15 protein-coding genes are annotated in these 20,139 nt (G+C 42.7%); 8 read left to right on the forward strand and 7 right to left on the reverse strand.

From position 1 onward, the window contains the following. Positions 1 to 98: 98 nt before the first annotated feature. The 7 genes from Q8W40_RS00290 to Q8W40_RS00320 all read right to left on the reverse strand — a co-directional run bounded on the left by Q8W40_RS00290 (position 99) and on the right by Q8W40_RS00320 (position 8,236). A complete protein-coding gene (locus Q8W40_RS00290) occupies positions 99 to 1,727 on the reverse strand; it encodes a L,D-transpeptidase family protein (RefSeq protein WP_305395378.1) in 1,629 nt (542 codons plus the stop codon). An 81-nt stretch (positions 1,728 to 1,808) separates the two neighbouring features. Continuing rightward, a complete protein-coding gene (locus Q8W40_RS00295) occupies positions 1,809 to 2,927 on the reverse strand; it encodes a DUF1513 domain-containing protein (protein WP_305395379.1) in 1,119 nt (372 codons plus the stop codon). Continuing rightward, the gene (locus tag Q8W40_RS00300) at positions 2,917 to 4,002 is read right to left on the reverse strand and encodes an imelysin family protein (RefSeq protein WP_305395380.1); all 1,086 of its coding nucleotides are present in this window, start codon (positions 4,000 to 4,002) and stop codon (positions 2,917 to 2,919) included. The genes Q8W40_RS00295 and Q8W40_RS00300 overlap by 11 nt, the downstream gene beginning before the upstream one ends. Positions 4,003 to 4,014: 12 nt before the next feature. Beyond that, positions 4,015 to 5,400: a di-heme oxidoreductase family protein gene (locus Q8W40_RS00305; RefSeq protein WP_305395381.1), complete on the reverse strand. Its 1,386-nt coding sequence runs from the start codon at positions 5,398 to 5,400 to the stop codon at positions 4,015 to 4,017. A 330-nt stretch (positions 5,401 to 5,730) separates the two neighbouring features. Then, positions 5,731 to 6,990, reverse strand: coding sequence for an imelysin family protein (locus Q8W40_RS00310; RefSeq protein ID WP_305395382.1), 1,260 nt, complete (start codon positions 6,988 to 6,990; stop codon positions 5,731 to 5,733). 166 nt (positions 6,991 to 7,156) lie between these two features. Further along, positions 7,157 to 7,753: a GTP cyclohydrolase II gene (locus tag Q8W40_RS00315; RefSeq protein WP_305395383.1), complete on the reverse strand. Its 597-nt coding sequence runs from the start codon at positions 7,751 to 7,753 to the stop codon at positions 7,157 to 7,159. Positions 7,754 to 8,056: 303 nt separating this feature from the next. Beyond that, positions 8,057 to 8,236 (reverse strand): hypothetical protein, encoded by a 180-nt coding sequence (locus Q8W40_RS00320; protein ID WP_101115543.1) that lies wholly within the window; start codon positions 8,234 to 8,236, stop codon positions 8,057 to 8,059. Positions 8,237 to 8,669: 433 nt separating this feature from the next. Between Q8W40_RS00320 and Q8W40_RS00325 the strand changes: the two genes are divergently transcribed. From Q8W40_RS00325 to Q8W40_RS00360, 8 genes are all read left to right on the forward strand, one after another. Then, entirely contained in the window at positions 8,670 to 12,671 is a 4,002-nt protein-coding gene (locus tag Q8W40_RS00325) for an ATP-binding protein (protein WP_305395384.1), read from the forward strand. 101 nt (positions 12,672 to 12,772) lie between these two features. After that, positions 12,773 to 13,072, forward strand: coding sequence for an Hpt domain-containing protein (locus Q8W40_RS00330; RefSeq protein WP_305395385.1), 300 nt, complete (start codon positions 12,773 to 12,775; stop codon positions 13,070 to 13,072). Positions 13,073 to 13,080: 8 nt separating this feature from the next. Next, entirely contained in the window at positions 13,081 to 14,373 is a 1,293-nt protein-coding gene (locus Q8W40_RS00335; RefSeq protein WP_305395386.1) for a response regulator, read from the forward strand. Positions 14,374 to 14,387: 14 nt separating this feature from the next. Beyond that, positions 14,388 to 15,581, forward strand: a complete 1,194-nt coding sequence (locus Q8W40_RS00340; RefSeq protein ID WP_305395387.1) for an EAL domain-containing response regulator — start codon at positions 14,388 to 14,390, stop codon at positions 15,579 to 15,581. A 138-nt stretch (positions 15,582 to 15,719) separates the two neighbouring features. Further along, positions 15,720 to 17,339, forward strand: a complete 1,620-nt coding sequence (locus Q8W40_RS00345; protein ID WP_305395388.1) for a methyl-accepting chemotaxis protein — start codon at positions 15,720 to 15,722, stop codon at positions 17,337 to 17,339. Positions 17,340 to 17,358: 19 nt separating this feature from the next. Then, positions 17,359 to 18,738 (forward strand): hypothetical protein, encoded by a 1,380-nt coding sequence (locus tag Q8W40_RS00350; protein ID WP_305395389.1) that lies wholly within the window; start codon positions 17,359 to 17,361, stop codon positions 18,736 to 18,738. Positions 18,739 to 18,747: 9 nt separating this feature from the next. Further along, positions 18,748 to 19,143, forward strand: coding sequence for a phosphate ABC transporter substrate-binding protein (locus Q8W40_RS00355; RefSeq protein ID WP_305395390.1), 396 nt, complete (start codon positions 18,748 to 18,750; stop codon positions 19,141 to 19,143). A gap of 284 nt (positions 19,144 to 19,427) precedes the next feature. Further along, the gene (locus Q8W40_RS00360) at positions 19,428 to 20,000 is read left to right on the forward strand and encodes a TetR/AcrR family transcriptional regulator (RefSeq protein WP_305395391.1); all 573 of its coding nucleotides are present in this window, start codon (positions 19,428 to 19,430) and stop codon (positions 19,998 to 20,000) included. Positions 20,001 to 20,139: the final 139 nt, after the last annotated feature.

Genomic DNA, 20,139 nt, shown 5'->3' on the forward strand with positions numbered 1-20,139 from the left:
CGCGGTTTGCAAAGTCGCGACAGTAACCACAATTGATATAACCGTCAATTAGCCAGCAGCTCAAATTATTGACGGTTCGACCTAATAGTAGTGGTTAGTTATTGAGCAGAAAGATTTTTATTTAAATTGATCAAATTTGTAAGTTTAGCGTCAAAATTTGAACTACGACTCAGTTGGTCGTATTTGTAAACGTCACTGCGATATTGAACTTGCCCGTTTTCCGTCCAAACCGTTTGGTAAATGATGGACACTGGTATCCTCTCTTTTAATGCAACCGCAACCGTTTCTTCTCGGCTTATTCTTTCATGATGGCTGGGGCGCATTTTGGAATGGGTGTTTAACAAAAGGTGCGCAAAATTCTCTGCAGACTCAATCCGAATACAGCCAGAACTGAATGCCCGCCGAGATTGAGTAAACAACGACTTAGCTGGCGTATCATGCAAGAAGATCGCGTTCTTATTTGGGGTGTTGAATTTGTATTTCCCTAGTGCATTAAATGGTCCGGAGGTTTGACGCATGCGATAGGGAAATTGCTTGGGGTCAATGCTCGCCCAATCGATCTCTTTTGGATCGATCAATGTCCGATTGTGCCAGCTTTCTACAATCTCATAGTTATGGCTGGTCAAATACGATTCCTCGTTGATGACCTTGGGTAATATGTCTTTCTCCATGATTTTACGAGGCACATTCCAACTCGGATTCACAATCACTGAATCCATTCTGGTGTCAATCAAAGGCGTCTTCCTAGAAGGCCGGCCGACTATCACATCGGAAGAAAAGGTCTCTTTCCCATCTAACCAGTACGACATGGAATATTGAGGAACGTTGACCAACACAATGCGATCTCTTTGAAGAGGCCAGATACGCAACCGCTGCGCATTCAACGCGATGAGTCGAAGGCGTTCCTCAATCGACACGTTAATCCATTTGATCGTTTTAGGTCCAATAATGCCATCAGGCTCTAGGCCATGCTGCGTTTGAAACTGTTTGATCAACACTTCAAGGTTGGTGTCGTATCGTTTATCTGCATTGTTTTGGGTTGAAAGATCTACCGACGATACGTCGTACCTCAACACCTCAAGTCGATTAAGCAATACGCGTTTATGTGAAAGCTTATCTCCACGACGAGCGTATCGTCTTTTTTGGGTGTAATCGCTCAAATAGATGTTAAGCCATGGCTTGAGCTCACGAATCGCAAATTGATAGTTGGAATATAGAGGAGACTGCGGCGCCAGAGCTGAAATAAACTCAACCAACTTGTCCTGAGATAACGCCACACGAAACGCATTCAAGTTAATTTCAGAAGGAAGAGGCAGGGTTGCAGGCACTCTTCCTCCAAAAAACCACCCCTTCCCCATGGATTGAGCCAACTCTGTATAGCTGATGTAATTCAAGAGAGTGTCTGTCGCCAGAACATCAAACTCTTGCCAGCGATTGTGATAACGAGCTTCTTTGAGTGCCATCAACCTTTTATAAAAAAGCTCACTTACGTCCGATAGTGCTAGGTTTTCTAACTGAGATTCAAACGCAACGATCGCATCGTATTGAAACCAAATAGGTTGGTATTGATATTCGTGGTAAAGCGAAGTGATGGCGTCTTGATGCGACAAAGTCACCCCTATTGGGGTTGAGCTGTTTACCCATGTTGCAGCGTAGTAATTGTTCGCTGACGAAAAGTACGGAAGCATAGCTATAAGTATGAAAAAACAGCACTTCTTCAATCCCATAGCCAGCCTCACTTACTTTAGTTTCTAATATATGTGTTCCTAAAGTATGGCAAAAAATACTGTAAAAACTTGTATCAGTTTTTAGATTATCGCCGACCAGTGGTTATCCCAATGAATACCGGATGAATATTTTTTTTCATCACCTTGAACTGGTCGTGAAATCACCTTTCCTGCACCTGAGCTTATTTTGAAAGAATTGTTATTAACAACAACCCCCGAAGCATCAGGAAGTGATTCAATTTCCAATAATTCTCCAGTTGATATGCGCCATATCCCATAGCAATTCCCTCTTGGAGATGTAGCTAGTACCCAATCACCCGCCACCGCGATGCTTGCGATATAGTGATTAAAGCGCGCCCACTGCTCAGGTTCTGCGTTAAATTGAACCATAGGTTGCCCTAATCGATGGGCAGCGAGCAGAGCTGGATAATCTTCTGGTGAACCACGATACTGTTGCCCACAAAAAACGAGACCTTGAGAGTGAGTGGAATCATCAATTCCATAGGCCAAATGGCGAATACTCAGTTTGTTATCTAGAAGCGATACTTGCTCTAATATTTTGCCTTCAGCGCTTATATAGCTAAGCGATGGCGACATTGTTTCGAGGTTCAACGGTGTGCGCCCGTTGGTGTGAACCCCACCGACTCCCACCGCTAAATTGCCGCTAGGTAACATGATGATTTCGTGAGGTCCTAAGCCAAACCCTGTGAACTCTGAAACCTTTTCGAAGTTTCTAGCAACGTCATAAACACCGATGATCCCTCGACTTGAGCTTTTTTCCCCTTCCGTGGCATACAATAATTGCCCATCAGGAGAAAACACGCCGTGCCCGTAAAAATGACGCTCAGGTTTCGCTGCCACAATCGGTAGCATGTCACCAGTGTGAAAATCAAAAGGCTGGAAGAAAGCACCCGGTCTGCGACCAAAGACCACTGCCAGTGATCCAATTTTGTGGATTGCCACACCATGGCCTCTTGCAGGAAGCGGAATCTGGTGGATTGGGCTGCCTTCTATATCTGCGACCGTCGCAAAGTATTTATCGCGGTTTAGAATGGAGCATCCTATCAATGCAGGCGAATTTAGGGCAGATGAAGAGTCGTGCGTTTGCCCTCTTGATGAGCAAGCGACCGTTAAAAATGGCGCAGAAGCACCAAATAAGGCTGCTTTGAGCAGCCTTCTACGTGTGTGATCAGTCACCATCAGTTGCGTTAAACCCTACTACTACACCCAATTCAATCGCGACCTCTTCATGGATCAGATATTTCAAATGATCCAATTTATTGTATTGCGCTAACGTGCTTTGATAGCCTTCTTTCGACTTTAGTTGTGCAAATAGGCTTGCATCCTCCGGCCATGTATCAAGAGTGAGTTCAAACTGCTCAACAATCGCGTTTGCCAGTGCTTCTCTTCCACGTTGCCTCAATTGATTGTCGAGACCATACCCATACGCCAAGTAAAGAGACTGCAGAGCCTTTACGTTTGCTTTTAGGTTTGATAGCGACGTTTGTGAGCGCCAAGATTCCGAAAAGTACGGTCGAGGATTGCCGATCTTAGCGAGCGGTCTACTCATCTTTTTCAAGCTATATTCCAACTGGTTCGACAGTAGGCTAAGGTATTCAGAGTTCCACTTGTTGCTATCCAATGATCGCCACGGGTTTTCTTCCCATGCCTGTGCAATCACTTGGGCTCGGTTAGCAATGTTTTCACTGATCGCCAAACCGCTCTGACAAGTCTTAGCTTTATCCGTTGAAATCGGCGACGCCGAATCATACAGCAACCACTCAATGGCTCCTAAACCTTGAACAGTCACGCTTTTTGTAGAGATTTGTTCAGCTGTCCAGACTTGGTTTGACTTCACTAATGCAGACATTTTTCTGCCCGTCGTGTTCTTTTTATCTGGCCAAAACTGCATATTCCAACTTTCATTTAATGCATCTTCAGGACCTCGTTCTTGTCCTTGTAATGCTATCCAGCTGATCATGGTGCTATGCCAAACAGACTTAAGCGCGTCCTCGCTCAAATCCTGTGAACGACAGTATTGTTGCCAACTGAGTGCTTGAAGTTTACTTTCTGCAAGCAGTAGAAACGCCGCTTCTTTTTCAACTTCATAAACGGCTTCACTTGCATGGCTACCCGCGTAATCTTTTGTCGCTGGGTCATAGGCAACGGCTGAGCCGTTATCGCCGCTCTGAACCATAACGGCTTGAGGAATCTCAGCATCGTTGGCTTGGCACCCCGTCAAAGCGAGTAGACATAAACTCAGTGTTTTTTTCATGATTCGCCTCAATTACAGTGAGTTAAGGAACGCGACCAAAGCTTCACGCTCTTTTTTCGACATGTTTAGTACTTTCTCTTGCGCTGGTTTTGCTTCTCCACCATGCCAAAGTACGGCCTCCATAACATTTCTGGCGCGACCATCATGTAAGAAATTCGTATGCTTATTCACTTCTTGTGTATAACCAATGCCCCAAAGTGGTGGCGTTCTCCATTCACGACCATTTGCAAGATACTCTGGTCTGTTATCTGCAAGCCCTTCGCCCATATCATGCAATAACATATCAGTATAAGGGTGAATGGTCTGTTCTGATAATGCAGGCAGGCGATCATTTTTGGCCGTTTTAATGTTTACAGCATGGCAAGATTGGCATCCCGCTTCAGCAAATTTAGCCTGACCTAATATGACTTGAGGATCTTTCACATTTCTTCGAATTGGTACTGCTAAATGTTGAGAATAAAATTCGACAAAGTTCAGGATTTTCTCACTGACTTCTGGTTTTCCACCATGAGGTAAGTCGGCACAAATAGACTGTGCACTGGTGCAGTTTTCATTTGGGAATAGCGCGCTCGTTAGACCTAAGTCTCCGTTAAAGGCGGCCGCATTCTGCTGCATAAGATTAGGTTGACCCGCTTTCCAGCCAAATCGACCCAATGCATAATCGTTTGCCGCGACGTCCCATACGCGGTTTGCTTTTCCTGAAATTCCATCTTTGTTCTTGTCTTCAGGATCAGCCATCGCTTGGATAGTCTCTTCCGGAATCGCTTCTAAAAGCCCTAGGCCAATCATTGGAGGCGCAATACGAGCAGAAAGCTGCGTATCTGGGTGCATTGGGCCATAATTTAGGTTGGTGATACTTAGATTGGGTTTTCTTAATACCACTTTTTCACCATCGGAAAACGCCACTTCTACATCACTGTAGGTGAGTTTGATTTTCCCTTCTGGCTTGGCGTCAGGAAGACCAAAATCTTGTAACTGCCCACCGTATGTAGGTTCAGGAACAATACCATCGCGTATGAACTGTTGTTTTTGTTCTGGAGTCATTGCCGGAATACTTAACCTAACTAACATGGAAACAGCATTTTCTTCACCAGGCTCTGGCGGGTGGCCACGTCCATCTTTAATGTGGCAATTTTGGCAACCATTGGTATTAAACAAAGGACCTAAGCCATCTCGAGCATCTGTTGAAGCTGGCGCTTGAACCCACGGGTTACGGAAAAAGCTGTTACCGACACTGAAATCTAGACGCGATGTCATGGGTAGGTTGTTGGCAGGTAAAGAAAAGGCATTCGAGCCATCTTTCTTCACACTGGTGTTACCACCCGACTTGGTATCGTACGCATAGACGCTCGTTGCGATTAGGCTTGAAACAATGGTAGGAATTAAAAACTGCTTCATTCTTGGCTTCTCAAGTGTAAAAAGGGCTCTAACATACCCATGTGACCTCAAGATGCTTGGTTCAGCGAGAGTTAACTGGCTTTCAGACAAGGCACCGATTTGAAGATCTAGTCATTCTAAATTAAGAATCGGTAACGCAGTATGAAAGCCAGTTAAACTCGCCCAAGGGAGCCCATATTCTGCCCCATTTCATCGTCAAAGAACTTGGAAAGGATCTATCATTCCACTGCGTTCTTCTCCTTGAACTGAAACAGAATATGCGGCTCTGAATCCTGCATCTTGAGGTCACTTGGGTATAGAGCCCTTTAATATTTTTATAATAATGTGCGATTAAAACTCGTGGTCAGCAGTATCTGGGTTAAGGCTATCGATGCCAATAATGTTAGCAGCACGCTCAATAGAACCTGTCTGCGTTACGAGAGACATTATGGTGTCGTTAACCAGTGCATTACCTTGTGTATTATTAGATGCAATCAACTGATCAAAGTGTTGGTTGTTTTTCTCTGCAGAAACCACTAATTGACCAACCTGAGCACGCGCCATATCAAATTGCTTCTGGATTTCTTTCGCTGCTTGTTTGTCTTTTTGAGCAACTAAGTCATAAATACTCGGACCTGAAACAAGCTGACCATTTTCACGCTTGTACAAGCCTGTGAAAACGTTATAGATACCTTGTTCGTTGTAGTAATGAGAGTTGTGAGTATTATCTGAGAAACAATCGTGCTCGTCTTCCGTCGAGTTTGCTTCTAACGCAACTTTCATGCGCTCACCTGCAAGCTCACCAAGAGAAAGTGAACCCATGCCGAATAGCATCTTGCGCAAGCCATTATCTGCTGAACCTGCTAGAAGTTCTTTACGGTAGTTGTCTGATTGATTTGGCGCCCACTGCTTTTCCATCCACTCAAGATCTTGGATGAGAAGCTGAGATGCTGCTTTCAAGTAATCGCGGCGGCGGTCACAGTTACCGTTGGTACAACCGGAACCGTCAACAAAATCGGTGTATGAACGTTCGCCAGCACCAGAGTTAGTACCGTTTAGATCCTGACCCCAAAGCAAAAACTCAATGGCATGGTAACCAGATGCAACGTTTGCTTCAGATCCACCAATCTCATTTAGATCGGCAATCAGCTGAGGTGTAATCTCACTCGCGTCAACGACTTGAGAACCTACCTGAATTTTAGTATTCGCAACGATGTTAGCCTGCGCGCCTTCGTTACCTAATTCATATTGGTAGTCGCTTGTCACGTAGTCGATCAAGCCTTCATCTAATGGCCATGCATTCAACTGACCTTCCCAGTCATCAACAACAGCATTTCCGAATCGGAATACTTCTGTTTGTTGATAAGGTACACGAGAATCGATCCAAGCTTGACGTACAGATTCCAAAGAGGTTTTAGAAGGGTTTGCTAGGAATTGGTCAATGGATTGATCGAGGTTCTTGGCAGTAATGGTCGCATCAGAAAAAACAGCGTGAGCGAGGTCTGCGTAATGCTCTACTACTTGGCCTTTAGTGACAGCCGCAATTGACGCACCACTGGTCACAAGAAGTGAAGCAGTAATGGCACGAGCAATGATTCGTTTTGAGATCATGGAAATCGTCCTTGTTGAGCAAAAAAAAATTATATGTGATTAGTAGTGCTAATTATTATCATTTGCACCTAGATTTCGATCATACAAATTTACATTTTAATTTCAAGCGACAAAAACGAAAAAACCCCACATTTGTGGGGTTTATTTCAAACAAATAATAGATCTATCACAAATCCAGTAAGTGCTTACCATGCGAGACTTTTGCTTTCAAATAGCTCTCGTTTCCATGTTTGATATGAGCATGGGTGTTCACCACTTCTTCTATCTCGATTCGATGATCTTGCAGCTCTTTTATCTTCTTTGGATTATTGGTGATCAGGCGAATCTTTTTAACGTCTAATGCTTCAAGCATTTGAGCCGCTTCCGTGAAATCTCTGAGATCATCACCAAAGCCTAAATGATTGTTTGCTTCATACGTGTTCATACCTTCACTCTGTAAACGATAAGCATCAATTTTGTTGTACAAGCCAATGCCACGCCCTTCTTGACGCAAATAAAGAATGATGCCGCCTAGCTCACCCATTTTTTCAATGGTTTCATCTAGCTGTTCTCCACAGTCACAACGTGAGGAGTGAAAAACATCACCAGTTAGACACTCGGAGTGCATTCTAACCAGCGGTGTTTTGCTTTCTTTATCGGCTGATTTGAAAATAATCGCGACATGTTCTTTATCTGTTTCTAATCCGTGAAAAGACAATAATTCTGCGTCGATGTGACTTTTAGAACCAACTTTCAACTCTACTCTGGCTCGTACTTCCGCCATAACTCTTCCCATTTATGATGAATGTGCTCTGCACACTCTTATATTCGCTCTCTATATTGTATGACAGAGGCATTCTGACTACTAGATGGGGATACGAGATATGATAATCAACCGATCACTCCCTATCTCCCCGATTAACAATTGTTATATTATAACAATTAACAGTAATCACAAAACCTCCTTCACCTGAAACGTGAATAAAATGAAAAAGCCCGCAACGTTTGCGGGCTTAAAGGAGAATTAGAATAGGTTGAACCACCTGCTTTGGGTGGTTAAAGCAGCACTAGATTGAAAATAAACCGCCTAATGTTGTTTCTTCTGCCAAAGAATAAGCTGAACCCAGAGGTTTTCAAGCTCTGAAAGTTCTTCTTTTGTTAAAACAGATAAGGTAGATGCAGAACCGGAAACGGAAGATTGCGCGCCAGAAGCGGAATGGACCTTATTTTGAAAAATTTGCCGTAAACTGGAGATAGTTGGTTCCACGAAACATCACCTTTATTGCGAAACGTTTTTCTATATAACTACAATAATTTATAAGAATGATAGTAACATTTGCTATACAGTACAAGGAACGTTTAGCAGTTTTTCTGGCTTAATGTCACAAAACCATTTTGACACGATGAGCCATTTACTAAAATATGAGACAACTCAAAACTTTATGAGCTTTTTACTTAATATAAAGAGCCAAACAAAGATAACGCCTAGAAACACTGCCAACTCGACATACTCTCAGTGAGCTTTTTGTTAAAAACTAGTCTCTCTTCTTTGTATCATTAAAAAAATCATCGAACACCCTCGCTTTTTTTATTCTTTTCTCTCACTACTAAACAAAGCTACCCCATTGTTTAACATGGTAAATATCGAACTTGTTCCATTTTTTTTAAAATCTGACAACTTGCGATGACTGAGTTTAAAAATGAAAGCAATTACCCATGCTCTATCGATGATTTGTTTGTTTGCTATAAGCTTTACCCTGCAAGCAGAGCTAACAGATGAAGACAAATACAACGAAACGTTTCACATTGGTTTTCTCAGTGATGACCTTTCTCCGTATTCGCTGGTTGAGAATGGTAATGTCATCGGTCTTTTGCCAAGTATCATCCGTGAATTCCAATACTATATGCGTGGAAATGTAGAATTTAGGGCGTACACATCCCCAAAAGCACTCCACCAAGCTCTTGTTAAAAAAGAAATCGATGCAATAACGACACAAGGCATAAACTACAAAGATACGTCGCTTTCGTATTCAAACCCCATGATATCTTCTCGGCAAATAGGTTTAGCGCGTGAACAAATTGGGTATCACCATGAGTTAAATACACACACTTTGTCTTATATAAATGGAGAAGCCTTTCTTAAAGAGTTGTACCCAAATGCGAAATTTATTAGGTCCGACTCGGTCTCTGATGCCATTTTCAACGTGGCAATGGAAGTATCCTACGCAACGGTTGGTGATGGTCTCATGCTGTATCAACAGCTCCAATCCGGCCCTTACGCTGATTTTTTGTCAATTTCACTGTTCGATGATCTTCCTGTGCAAAGCCATTATCTGGCGACAAGAAGTGGCAATAGCCAACTGATCGATAATTTTAATAAAGCCATTGACAGCTTCAAACGAAGTACTCGCTATTCCGAAGTCCTGAAAGAATGGCTAGATGAAACACAAGAACGTTTCTTACTGGTTAAAAGTGACACGCTTGCTCTCACCGAAGCAGAGCAAAAATGGTTAGCTAACAACCCTCAATTATTAGTCATCACAAAGGGCAATACGCCCCCTATCGATTTCTTTAATTCAAATGTGGGTCATCAGGGTATCTCAGCGGAAATCTTGCAAGAGATATCTCGGCTCACAGGGGTGCAATTGGAATACTTAAATCTCGATTCCATTGAAAACGAGCCAATCGATTATCATCATTCCAATCCGTTACCCCTTATTCACGCCGCGAGCTCTTCGGAGCAAGCCAAATACGCCGACCATTTGTTTTCACACCCTTATATGCGGGAGCCATGGGTACTCATTGGTCGGAGTGAGAACTACAAAAGTGACCTGATTTTTTCAGATTTGGATAACGCTAAGATCGGCACAGTAAAGGACACTGTAGGAATAGACAAAATTCGAGACTATTGTGCCGCATGTAACGTCGTTCTTTACGACAGCAGCGACCAACTTCTCGAAGCTCTTGATCAAAAAGAAGTCGATAAAGCAATGATGTCCCTCTTCATTGCCTCCCCCAAACTTCAATCCAAGTACGCTGGTCAGCTACGAGTTGTTAGCCTGATGAACAAAAACGCGGAAGTACCCATTTCATTCTCAGTCGAGAAAGATCAGCAGCTTTTAATCAACATCATCAACAAAGCGTTGAACGCGATTCCTCCACAACGGATTCAAGACATCCATAAAAAGTGGCGTAATGCGAACTACGAAACTGGAATCAACAGTAAAGATGTTGTTTATGGGTTTCTCACCGTTGCTGGGATTGCTGGCTTTATTATTTTGCTGTTTATCGCATGGAACTGGAAACTCAAAAAAGAAGTTTTCCATAGAAAGAGAGCAGAAGAAGAACTGCAAAAACGTGTCAACTATGAGCGTTCGCTGTTAGATGCGATTCCCTTTCCTATCGTTGTTCGCGACGCTAACGGCATTATCCAGAGCACGAATAAGTCCGCGAGCGATCTCAAGTACCTCAATTACCTAACCGAGTCTCTTGTTAACAACAAAGATGAAGATAACTTGATTTTGAGTGGCTATTCCCTTCCTAGGCTAGAAAATGAAGTGGTTATTGATGGCGTCGAAAAATATTACGCTTACTGGAAATGCCCCTATGTCACCCCTGATCACCAGATTGATGGCACGGTAACCATACTCGATGACATCACCGAGCTGCACCTAACAAGAAAACGAGCGCGTGATGCCGAACAAAGGGTTCAAAAGCTCGCAGACAATGTTATTGGTGCTGTGCTCCAACACACTCAAAGTAAAAGCAACCTTCATTCCATCCACTTTACATTTGTGAGTGCCGGTATTTGTGAATTGATTGGTATTGAGCCAGACCAACTTATGAATTCCCCTCGAACCTTCTTTAGCCCAATGAGGCAAAAGGACAAAAGGGAATTGATTCACAAGGTTCGTCAAGCCATTAATGAAGGCTATATGTCACAGGATGTCGGGCTGCTTATCGATAATGAAGAGAAATGGTTACACATCCAAAGCAAGATTACGGAAACCGATGATAGCTACATTTGGAATACTGTTCTAACCGATATAACCGAACTTAAAAAGCAACAAAAAGAATTGCGAGAAGCAAGGCAAAAAGCCATTTCTGCTACAGAAGCCAAATCCCGTTTCTTAGCAAATATGAGCCATGAGATCCGGACTCCAATCGGAGGGATTGTAAGCTTATTGGAACTTTGCGAACAATACCCTGTTGTTGAAGAAGTTGAAAAGATTCACGGTAGCCTTTCGCAGTCTGCCAATAACTTATTGCACATCGTGAACGACATTTTGGATTTTTCCAAAATTGAGGCAGGTAAACTGACGTTAAGCCCCCAACCCTGTGTATTCGAAACATTAATCATCCGCATCACGCAACTTCAAGCGAGACATGCTCACGCCAAAGGGCTCAAGTTTGGTTTGTGGCTCGATCCAGAGCTTGCTCATACCATTAGTATTGATGAAGTTCGCTTGGGGCAAGTCCTCAATAACTTACTCAATAACGCTGTAAAATTCACCGAACATGGAACGATTAACTTATCCGTTAGCCTAGTAGAAGAAACCGCTCAACAGCAATCACTCATGATAAAAGTAACGGACAGCGGAATAGGCATTGAAAAAGAAAACCTCAAGGGCTTGTTTCAACCATTTGTTCAAGCTGACGAAGGCACAACACGGAAATTTGGAGGCTCTGGGCTAGGGTTGACCATCAGTAAACAGCTCATTAATCAAATGGGCGGCGACATTGCAGTAAGCAGCAAGATTGGCAGCGGCTCTCAATTCAAAATCATTCTGCCCGTGGAAGTCATTCAAGCTGCCGAGCACTTGGATAAAGCGCCGCTACAAGGGCTCATTATTAATGATTTCTTTCAATCAAAGGTGCTAAGCGCCTACTTAAAAGATTGGGGGATATCAACCGAATTTGGAGAAACGGAAAGCAAAGAAAAACTGGATTTCTTGATCAGCAAGCATCAGTGTGACTTCCTGTTTATTTCAGAAATGGATTATGCTCACCTAGGTCTGACTGCTGATTGGTGGACATCAAACCATGACTCTGTTCAATGCTTGGTGCTGTCTGAGAAAGGCATGCTCTCACCGACCCCAAAAGACGATCATTGGCTGCTGTCTTCAAACCCAATTATCCCTTCTCAGCTCAAACATTGCATCGACTCTCAGCCTGTTCGCAACGAAGTTAATGAAGTGGTTCACGATGCTCTTAGCTGCACCTCCAAGCAAACACGAGAAGAAGCAGTTGATTCAAATAGGTTGATACTCGTAGCCGAAGATCACCCTATAAATCGTCAAGTTATTGCTAGCCAGCTCAAGCAACTGGGGTATCACGCAGATATTTTTGTTGATGGCAAAGAAGCATTTAATGCATTTCAGCAACACAGCTACGGTCTTATCATCACAGATTGCCATATGCCTGAAATGGATGGTTACGCCCTCACCAGTGCTGTTAGACAGTTGGAGTCCCAGACTCAGAAAAAACGGACACCTATCATCGCTCTCACGGCGAACGCTATTCAGGGAGAGCGCGAAAAGTGCCTTGACCTCGGAATGGACGATTTCCTCTCTAAGCCGACCAAAATGCCCATTATGGATGAGGCTATAACTCGCTTGCTTCCTGCTGACCTCTCCCCTCTAGAAATCCCGCAAGAGGATTCCGAAAACACCGAGTTGGATTTTGGATTTCTAGATTTCTAGATTTCTCTGATGAAGAGGCAGTCTCAACTGACACGTTACCGAGTACAGAAATACCCGAAACAGATTCTCAACTCGCAGCACCTCTAATAGATATTACGAAAGTGTGCGACATATTTGGTGACATGGATATTGCCAAGCAAATCGTTAAAGAATTCATCGACAGCCAAAACAAGGATTTATTAGAACTCAGCGCTGCAATGGAAAACGACAATCACAACGAAATAAAGCAAGTGACCCATAGAATGAAAGGTGCTGCAAGAATGCTGGAGTGCCATGCACTATCTAATGTGCTAGCTGATTTCGAACATGCCGCCACACATGAAGACAGCCAAAAATACGACATGCTGCAGACAGAAGTTATCGCCATTACAAACGCTCTTAACCAATTTGAGTACACATAAAAGCACCCATGAATACCATTCAAAATAAAAAGATTCTCGTTGTCGACGATTGCGAGTTAATTCGAAACACGTCGCGGATTATGATTCTAAAGATCGGCTTTTTGGCAGAAAACATTTTCATGTGTTCCAGTGCTACCCGTGCACTTTCATTATGTAAAACACATATTTTCGATGTCATCATCATCGATCAGAACCTAGGCAACGGTGCTAGCGGGTTAGAGTTTTTGCAAGCCTTACATCTACAAGATCTTCGATCTCACGATACCATTGTGATTGTTGCGACAGCAGACAACTCGGTGAATGTTGTACAAGGTTTTTCATCATACAACCCCAATGCCTACATAATAAAACCATTGAGAATGGATACACTCTCGACAAGTATCCAATCCAATCTCAACCTTCAAAAATTGAGTAAGAATGCTATTCATGCCTACCAAGAGACCGGGCTTAATGGATTTATGACTGCGCTAAAGTCCACGTCATCCTCCAAAAAGGCACTCCATGTCATTGAGCAGTTTTCTCACTTTAGCCAGGTGCCACTTGAGCATCGTTTAATCGTTCTTAAGGCATTTTTCAAGTCACACCCGACAACGAAGATCGGGCTTATCTATGCTTTCCTGCTATTACAAAAGGGAGAGATTTCACAATCTGAATCGATATTACACGCAATTGTTCAACGGGCGGATTACCGCCCTACTGACTGCTACCCTTTCAAGCTCGCATTGTCGACGGCAAAAGGAGAGATAAGTGCAAGTAGAGAGCTGACCAATTCTATATTGAGTGAAAGGAGCTGCGACCCATCAGTGATTTCCAGCCTTTTATGGACCTCATTCATTATGCCGAACCTTCTTTGTGACAACATGCTGCACCGGCTAAAACAGCGACTTAGAAAAAACTTATGGTTCGATGAAGAACACAAGCTCTTGCTGTGTGCCCAATTAGCAAAAAGTGATTGGAGCAAACCCAAAGCAACATGGAATTCGATTCCATTACCAACAAACAATCGGTTTTCCAATACTTATGAAATGTTGTTTACCGCTTGGTGTGAATGCAAATCCGGCAGCAATACCAGCCATCCGGTAAATACTCTAATTAGCTCACCGTTATTTGAACATTCGTCATTAGCAAACTTGTTTCTTCTTGATGTATTAGAGCAATCCTCAAATGACACGGAACTCAATAAAGTTCATGTTCGAGTTAACCTTATGAGTAAAAAGGTCTTATGCTTTTTTAAAAGATCAGTCGTTACGTGCGTAGCAGAAAAGCGCTCAATCGAAACACAAAGCATGCAGCTCGCATAGCTTCCGGAGTCGAAATGAATAGACACGTACTAATAATTGAAGACCATGATTTCCAAAGGAAATTCTTGCATTTACAACTGGAAAAAGCTGGATTGAACCATATATCTTCAGTGTCTTGTGGCACCGAAGCTCTCGTTTACATCGCAAAACATCATCCTAATTTACTTATTTGCGATTTGAACATGCCAACAATGGACGGCATAGAGTTGCTTCAAAAGCTCGGAGAAGAGAATTATCAAGGTGAAATTATCATTTCCAGTGCTCAGAATGAAATCGTGATCAATTCTGCCGAAAAAATGTGTCAACAGTATGGTTTAAATCTTATCGGGTTAATGGAGAAGCCCGTTACATCTGAAAAGCTTTCTTTCTTACTCAATACTTCAGTTCAAGACTCATCAAAAACCTCTCCAGAATCTATTTCTGTCTCTGTGACTGAAAAATCTATCCTTAAGGGAATCGCAAACAATGAATTCGAGCTTTACTACCAACCACTTGTTAGTTTCAAGACCGGAGAATGGCTAGAAAGTGAGACACTCATTAGATGGAACCATCCAGAATATGGTGTGCTCACTCCCTATTTCTTCCTAGATAAAGTACAAGAACTCGGGTTGTTGCATCCCATCGCATTACAAACCTTAAACCAAGCCATTCGGGATTTACCCAATACTGAGTTTCGTCGGTTTGCATTTAACATCACTGCGAATGAGTTGATGAATGACGAGTTTACCCAGCATTTGTTCACACTGATTGACGAGAGAACCTTGTCAGCTTCTTCCATTCGCCTTGAGCTCACAGAGTCCGACATTATACAAAACCTCGGTAAAGCACTCGCCTCTGCCACTCGAATCTGCATGAAGGGGGTAGCACTAGCAATTGACGATTTTGGCACAGGATATTCCTCTCTCAAATTATTAGAGGAGTTGCCCTTTTCAGAACTAAAACTGGATGTCGACTTTGTTAGAAACGTGAATAACAGCAACGTTTCGAGAGCGATTGTAGAAGCAAGCCTCTTCCTTGCTGAACGACTCAATTTCAATACAGTCGCTGAAGGAATCGAAGACAAATCGCTTTGGTCATGTTTACAAGGGCTATCAGGGGAAAATGGGTTGGCACAGGGGTACTTTATTGCTAGGCCAATGCCAGTATCTCATCTCAATGAATGGCATAAAAACTGGAAAAAAAGAATTATCATCGAGGAATTATTGTAGTTTAAGAGGATTATATTCAAAATCTAAACAACGATAGATGATTGTTTAATGTAACAACTCAGTAGAACTCGCCTAGCGCGATAAAATGATCAGAACTCATAAATGGTCCGATGTGATCAGCGAATATAAGTCGAAGTCATGCTACTGTCCCGCTACATTTCAATCCGCTATCAATTTATCTTGTTGCTGCTTATTGTATCTGCAAGTTTGCTGACCATCATTTTCATGAATGTCAGTATCCATAAAGAAAGCAGTGAGCGCCTTAATGCTTTAGAAAGTCGATACTACCCTGCACTAGAGCGGGCAGTAAAACTGAACTCTTTACTTCCGAGCTTAAAACAGCAATTTGATGCCGCTGTTGTAATGGAAGATGAATCCGCACTGATCACAGCAGATGAACTCACTCAAACGCTACTCAACGATGCACAAAAAGGGGCGCGTGTACTGCCTGAGTATGCCCAAAACTTTGAGAACTTCGCTTCTTCTCTACAAACATACTCTCAGCAAGCAAAACAGCTCAGCCTAGATTTTATTGAGCTGAATGGCACTTTCGACGAGTTGAGCCACCGCGCTACACTCATCGATAAACAACTTAAAGCGCTGCACTCTATCTCCGATCAGCTTCGAGAAAGTATACGAAAGCAAGTTGTAGAGACCATTCAAACGTCTGAAGCGGAAGCGAACCAAGCTTCGTCTGTTTCCATACTATTGGGTGGTATCCTTATTGTTTCCCTTGGTTTCACTTCATTTGCCATTCAACATTCCATTACAAAGTCGATTTCTTTAGTGACACAAAAGATGAAAGAGATTGCCAGTGGAGATGGCGACCTAACAGCGCGCATTGAATACAACGGTAAAGATGAAATCTCACTACTGGTTAGTCGAGTCAATCAGTTCATCGAGAAGCTACAAATAATCATAAAAAGCACACTGAACAGTAGCAACATGCTTGAAAAAGTCTCTACTCGCATGGAATACAGCGCTCAGAACACGCTGGCTTTAAATAACCAACAACAAATACAAATTGAAGATGTTACCCGCTCTATTGGCGAAATGCTGGACTCTATCAAGCATGTGGTTGATTTCGCCTCACAAGCCGATCGACAAGCTCAATCTGCCAATCAAAAAGCAAAGCAAGGGGCAGAAGTCGTGACCAAGACTTCCAATCAAATAGAGTTACTCGCAGAAAAAATTCGAACTACCGCTGCCAAACTAGCGGAACTTGAATCGAATACAAATAACGTGGGGTCTATCTTGAGCACCATTCAAAATGTCGCGGAGCAAACAAACCTGCTGGCACTCAATGCCGCTATCGAAGCTGCCCGAGCGGGTGAGCATGGTCGTGGGTTTGCTGTTGTAGCTGATGAGGTAAGAGTGCTTGCCAGCAATACACAAAGTTCAGCAACAGAAATAAATGCCCTTCTTGTAGAACTGCAAAACGAAGCTCATGGCGCAGTTGAAGCGATGTCTCAAGGCTTAGAGAGCTCGTCACTCGGTGTACACAATGCGCGCGAAGCTGGGCAAAGCTTGTCAGAAATCACTACGCAGGTTGCAAGTATCACTCAGGTGAATAAGCAAATTGCTCAGGCGACTGAATTGCAACATCAAACTTCCAATCAGATCCAACAACGGCTGGATGACTTTACTGATTGTTCTCAACAAGTCTCGCATTCTACTAGCGAACTTGAATCTCTCAGTCACGAGCTAAGCAACATTGTCGCTCAACTGAGCCAATCCACCTCTCAATTTAAAGTCTAATCCCTTTCGGAGAATAAAAATGACGAACAAAACTTTTCGCCTGCTACCATTAGCGGCGATTTGCGCTGCTACGTTTTCAGCTCAAGCTGCGAACGCTAATTCAGAAAAACGTATTGAAGTACTAGAGCACCAAGTTAAGCTATTGGAAGCACAAAAGTCGTCTTCAATGGCTGACAAAATCAGCTTCAATGGCTTTGCTTCAGTCAATATGCAGGTTGCAAACAACAATCATGGCTTCGCCTACTCGACAGACAAAATCAAGTTTGACGAAGGCTCCCTAATCGGTCTTCAAAGTAAGTTTGCAATCAATGACTCAACATCAGCGACAGTTCAGTTGGTTGCGCGTGGAACCAAGAAAGAAAGTTGGAACCCTGATATTGAGTGGGCGTTTGTTAGCCATCAATTTACGCCAAACCTGAAAGTTCGAGGCGGTAAACTTCGCCTACCTCTCTTTATGTACTCTGACTATCTTGAAGTGGGTTATGCGCAAGTCGGTGTTCGTGTCCCTACCGAAGTTTATGGTCCTGTCGTTGTGACGTCGCTGACGGGTGGAGACTTCATTTACGATATCGAGTTAGAGAATAGTACCCTTTCGTTCCAAGGCTTTGCTGGTTCACAAAAGCTAACTGCAAATAAGCACTCTTATAATGCGCCAACGGAATTCAATGAAATCATGGGTGGTGTTGTTAACTGGACTGACGATACATGGACGTTGCGCGCTGTATACGGCCAAGCAAAAGTCTCTTCTGACGTTAATTGGAACAGCACTAGCGCAGCGCTGAAACCACTTGGTGGCGTTGTCGCAAACACCACCTTTGATAACGATGCAGCTAAGTTTTACGGCTTAGGTGCCCGATACGACAACGGAAGCCTAATGCTGTCCTCTGAACTGACCCGCACAGAAGTGGAAGGTTTTTACGCAGATGTAGATTCTGCCTACCTAACCGCTGCATACCGCCTTAACGAAGTAACACCATATCTCACTGTTTCGCATATGCGTACGAAAGATAACGATGTAAGAAACAAGCATTACGCGTCGGTAAAAGGAAGCACTGCTAATCTTGCAGCTCAAGCTGAAACACTATTCACACAGGCGAAAGCGATGATGGCAAGCAATCCTGCTGGGGCTGCAATCCTTATGGCGCAAGCACAACAAAAAGCAGCCGCAGCAAAAGCCGCAGGCAGCGTTGAAGGTTCTGCAAAGGCAATCCAATCGGCTCAAAACATCCAACGCACCACCTACAGCATTGGTGCTCGCTGGGACGTAATGACAAATGTTGCACTAAAGGGAGATGTCAGTTACATGACTGATTTTGGTGACACATTTGGTGGGTTAAGCTCGGAAAGCCAGGATAAAACTAACCTACTCTATACGCTAAAAGTTGACGTTGTATTTTAAGGAAGAAATATGTTGAACAAGTTAATCGTTATAGCTGCATTAGCTCTGGGTACGAGCGCAAATGCTGCGGTAGTTGTAATTGGTAACCCTTCAATGGATGCACTTAATGCTGCAACCGTCAAGAAGCTCTATCTTGGCAAAGCCAAATCTCTCAATATCGACGTAGTGGATCTCGCTGATGGTGAGGCACTCAAAGACGAGTTCCACCAAAAAGTCACCGGGAAAACAGAGGCACAATTACAAGCTTACTGGGCAAAGCGTGTGTTTACAGGTAAAGGGCAACCACCAAAAGCTCTGCCTAGCGCTGATCTGGTAAAAAATACGGTTCAAACAGGCAATAACATCATAGGCTACATTGATGAAAGCCAAGTTGATGACAGTGTGAAAGTATTGCTAAAACCTTAGCGATTTGTCGGGCAATTTGTAGGATTTCTCCAAATTGCCCTTCATTCTACATACCATTACAAATATCATTAACCTTCTTACAAAACTTACAAATAATCCCTTCCTACTTTATCTCACTGAATTTGCATAATATTTTTTGTTAATAACTAGTGACAAATCTTTATATTTCCATACATATATATTTCAATATGTATTTTATAGGTACTCATGCACATAGGGTAAATTGACATCGCTCGCATCCTCAATAGAATCAATCATATCAATTAGGGGGAGCGGTATTAATTATGCCAATGAATGAAAATAGAGAAGCAATATTAAAAGCAGCTGAAGAGTTATTTTTCACCCATGCATTTAAAAGAGTTACATTTAGATTAATTGCTCAAAAGGCCGGGGTTAGTCCTGCACTAGTTGTTTATTATTTTAAGAATAAAGAACAGCTATTTGATCAATTAATTGAAGAGCATACTCCTAGGCTTGCAAAAGAATTTTCCTCTTTCAAATCAAGGAGCCAAGTTCAGCTATCTGAAATTATTGTTAAATACGTTCAATTTTGGCAAAACCACCCTAACATTCCAATTCTTCTAACGCGGGGAGGGTTAAGTCAAGACCTTGAATCTAGGAAGAAATTAGAAGAATCTCGTTTCAATCATGTCACTAAGCAAACTTTATATTCCGCTCTTAAGAAGGTGCCCGGTTGTAATGAAATGAACATCGATTATTACTATATGTTGGTATCCTCTCTGAGTACTCAGCCATATTTAAATATCGATAACAACGAAGATTGTAGTAAATTTAACATCACGGACTATACCCGTGTTTTGGAAGACTTGAAATTTTCTGCTCCTACGATGTGCTAATCAAGCTTTTGTAAGAAAGGCATAGATATAATTATTGTTATGCCTTCTTGTATTAAAGAATATCTGAAAAATGACTGCAATCTTAGATAAAAAATAATATAAAATAGAGTAATGTGCAGCAAACAAAAAATGCCTAAGT

Source organism: Vibrio penaeicida, assembly GCF_030689305.1.
Taxonomy (GTDB): Bacteria; Pseudomonadota; Gammaproteobacteria; order Enterobacterales; family Vibrionaceae; genus Vibrio; species Vibrio penaeicida_B.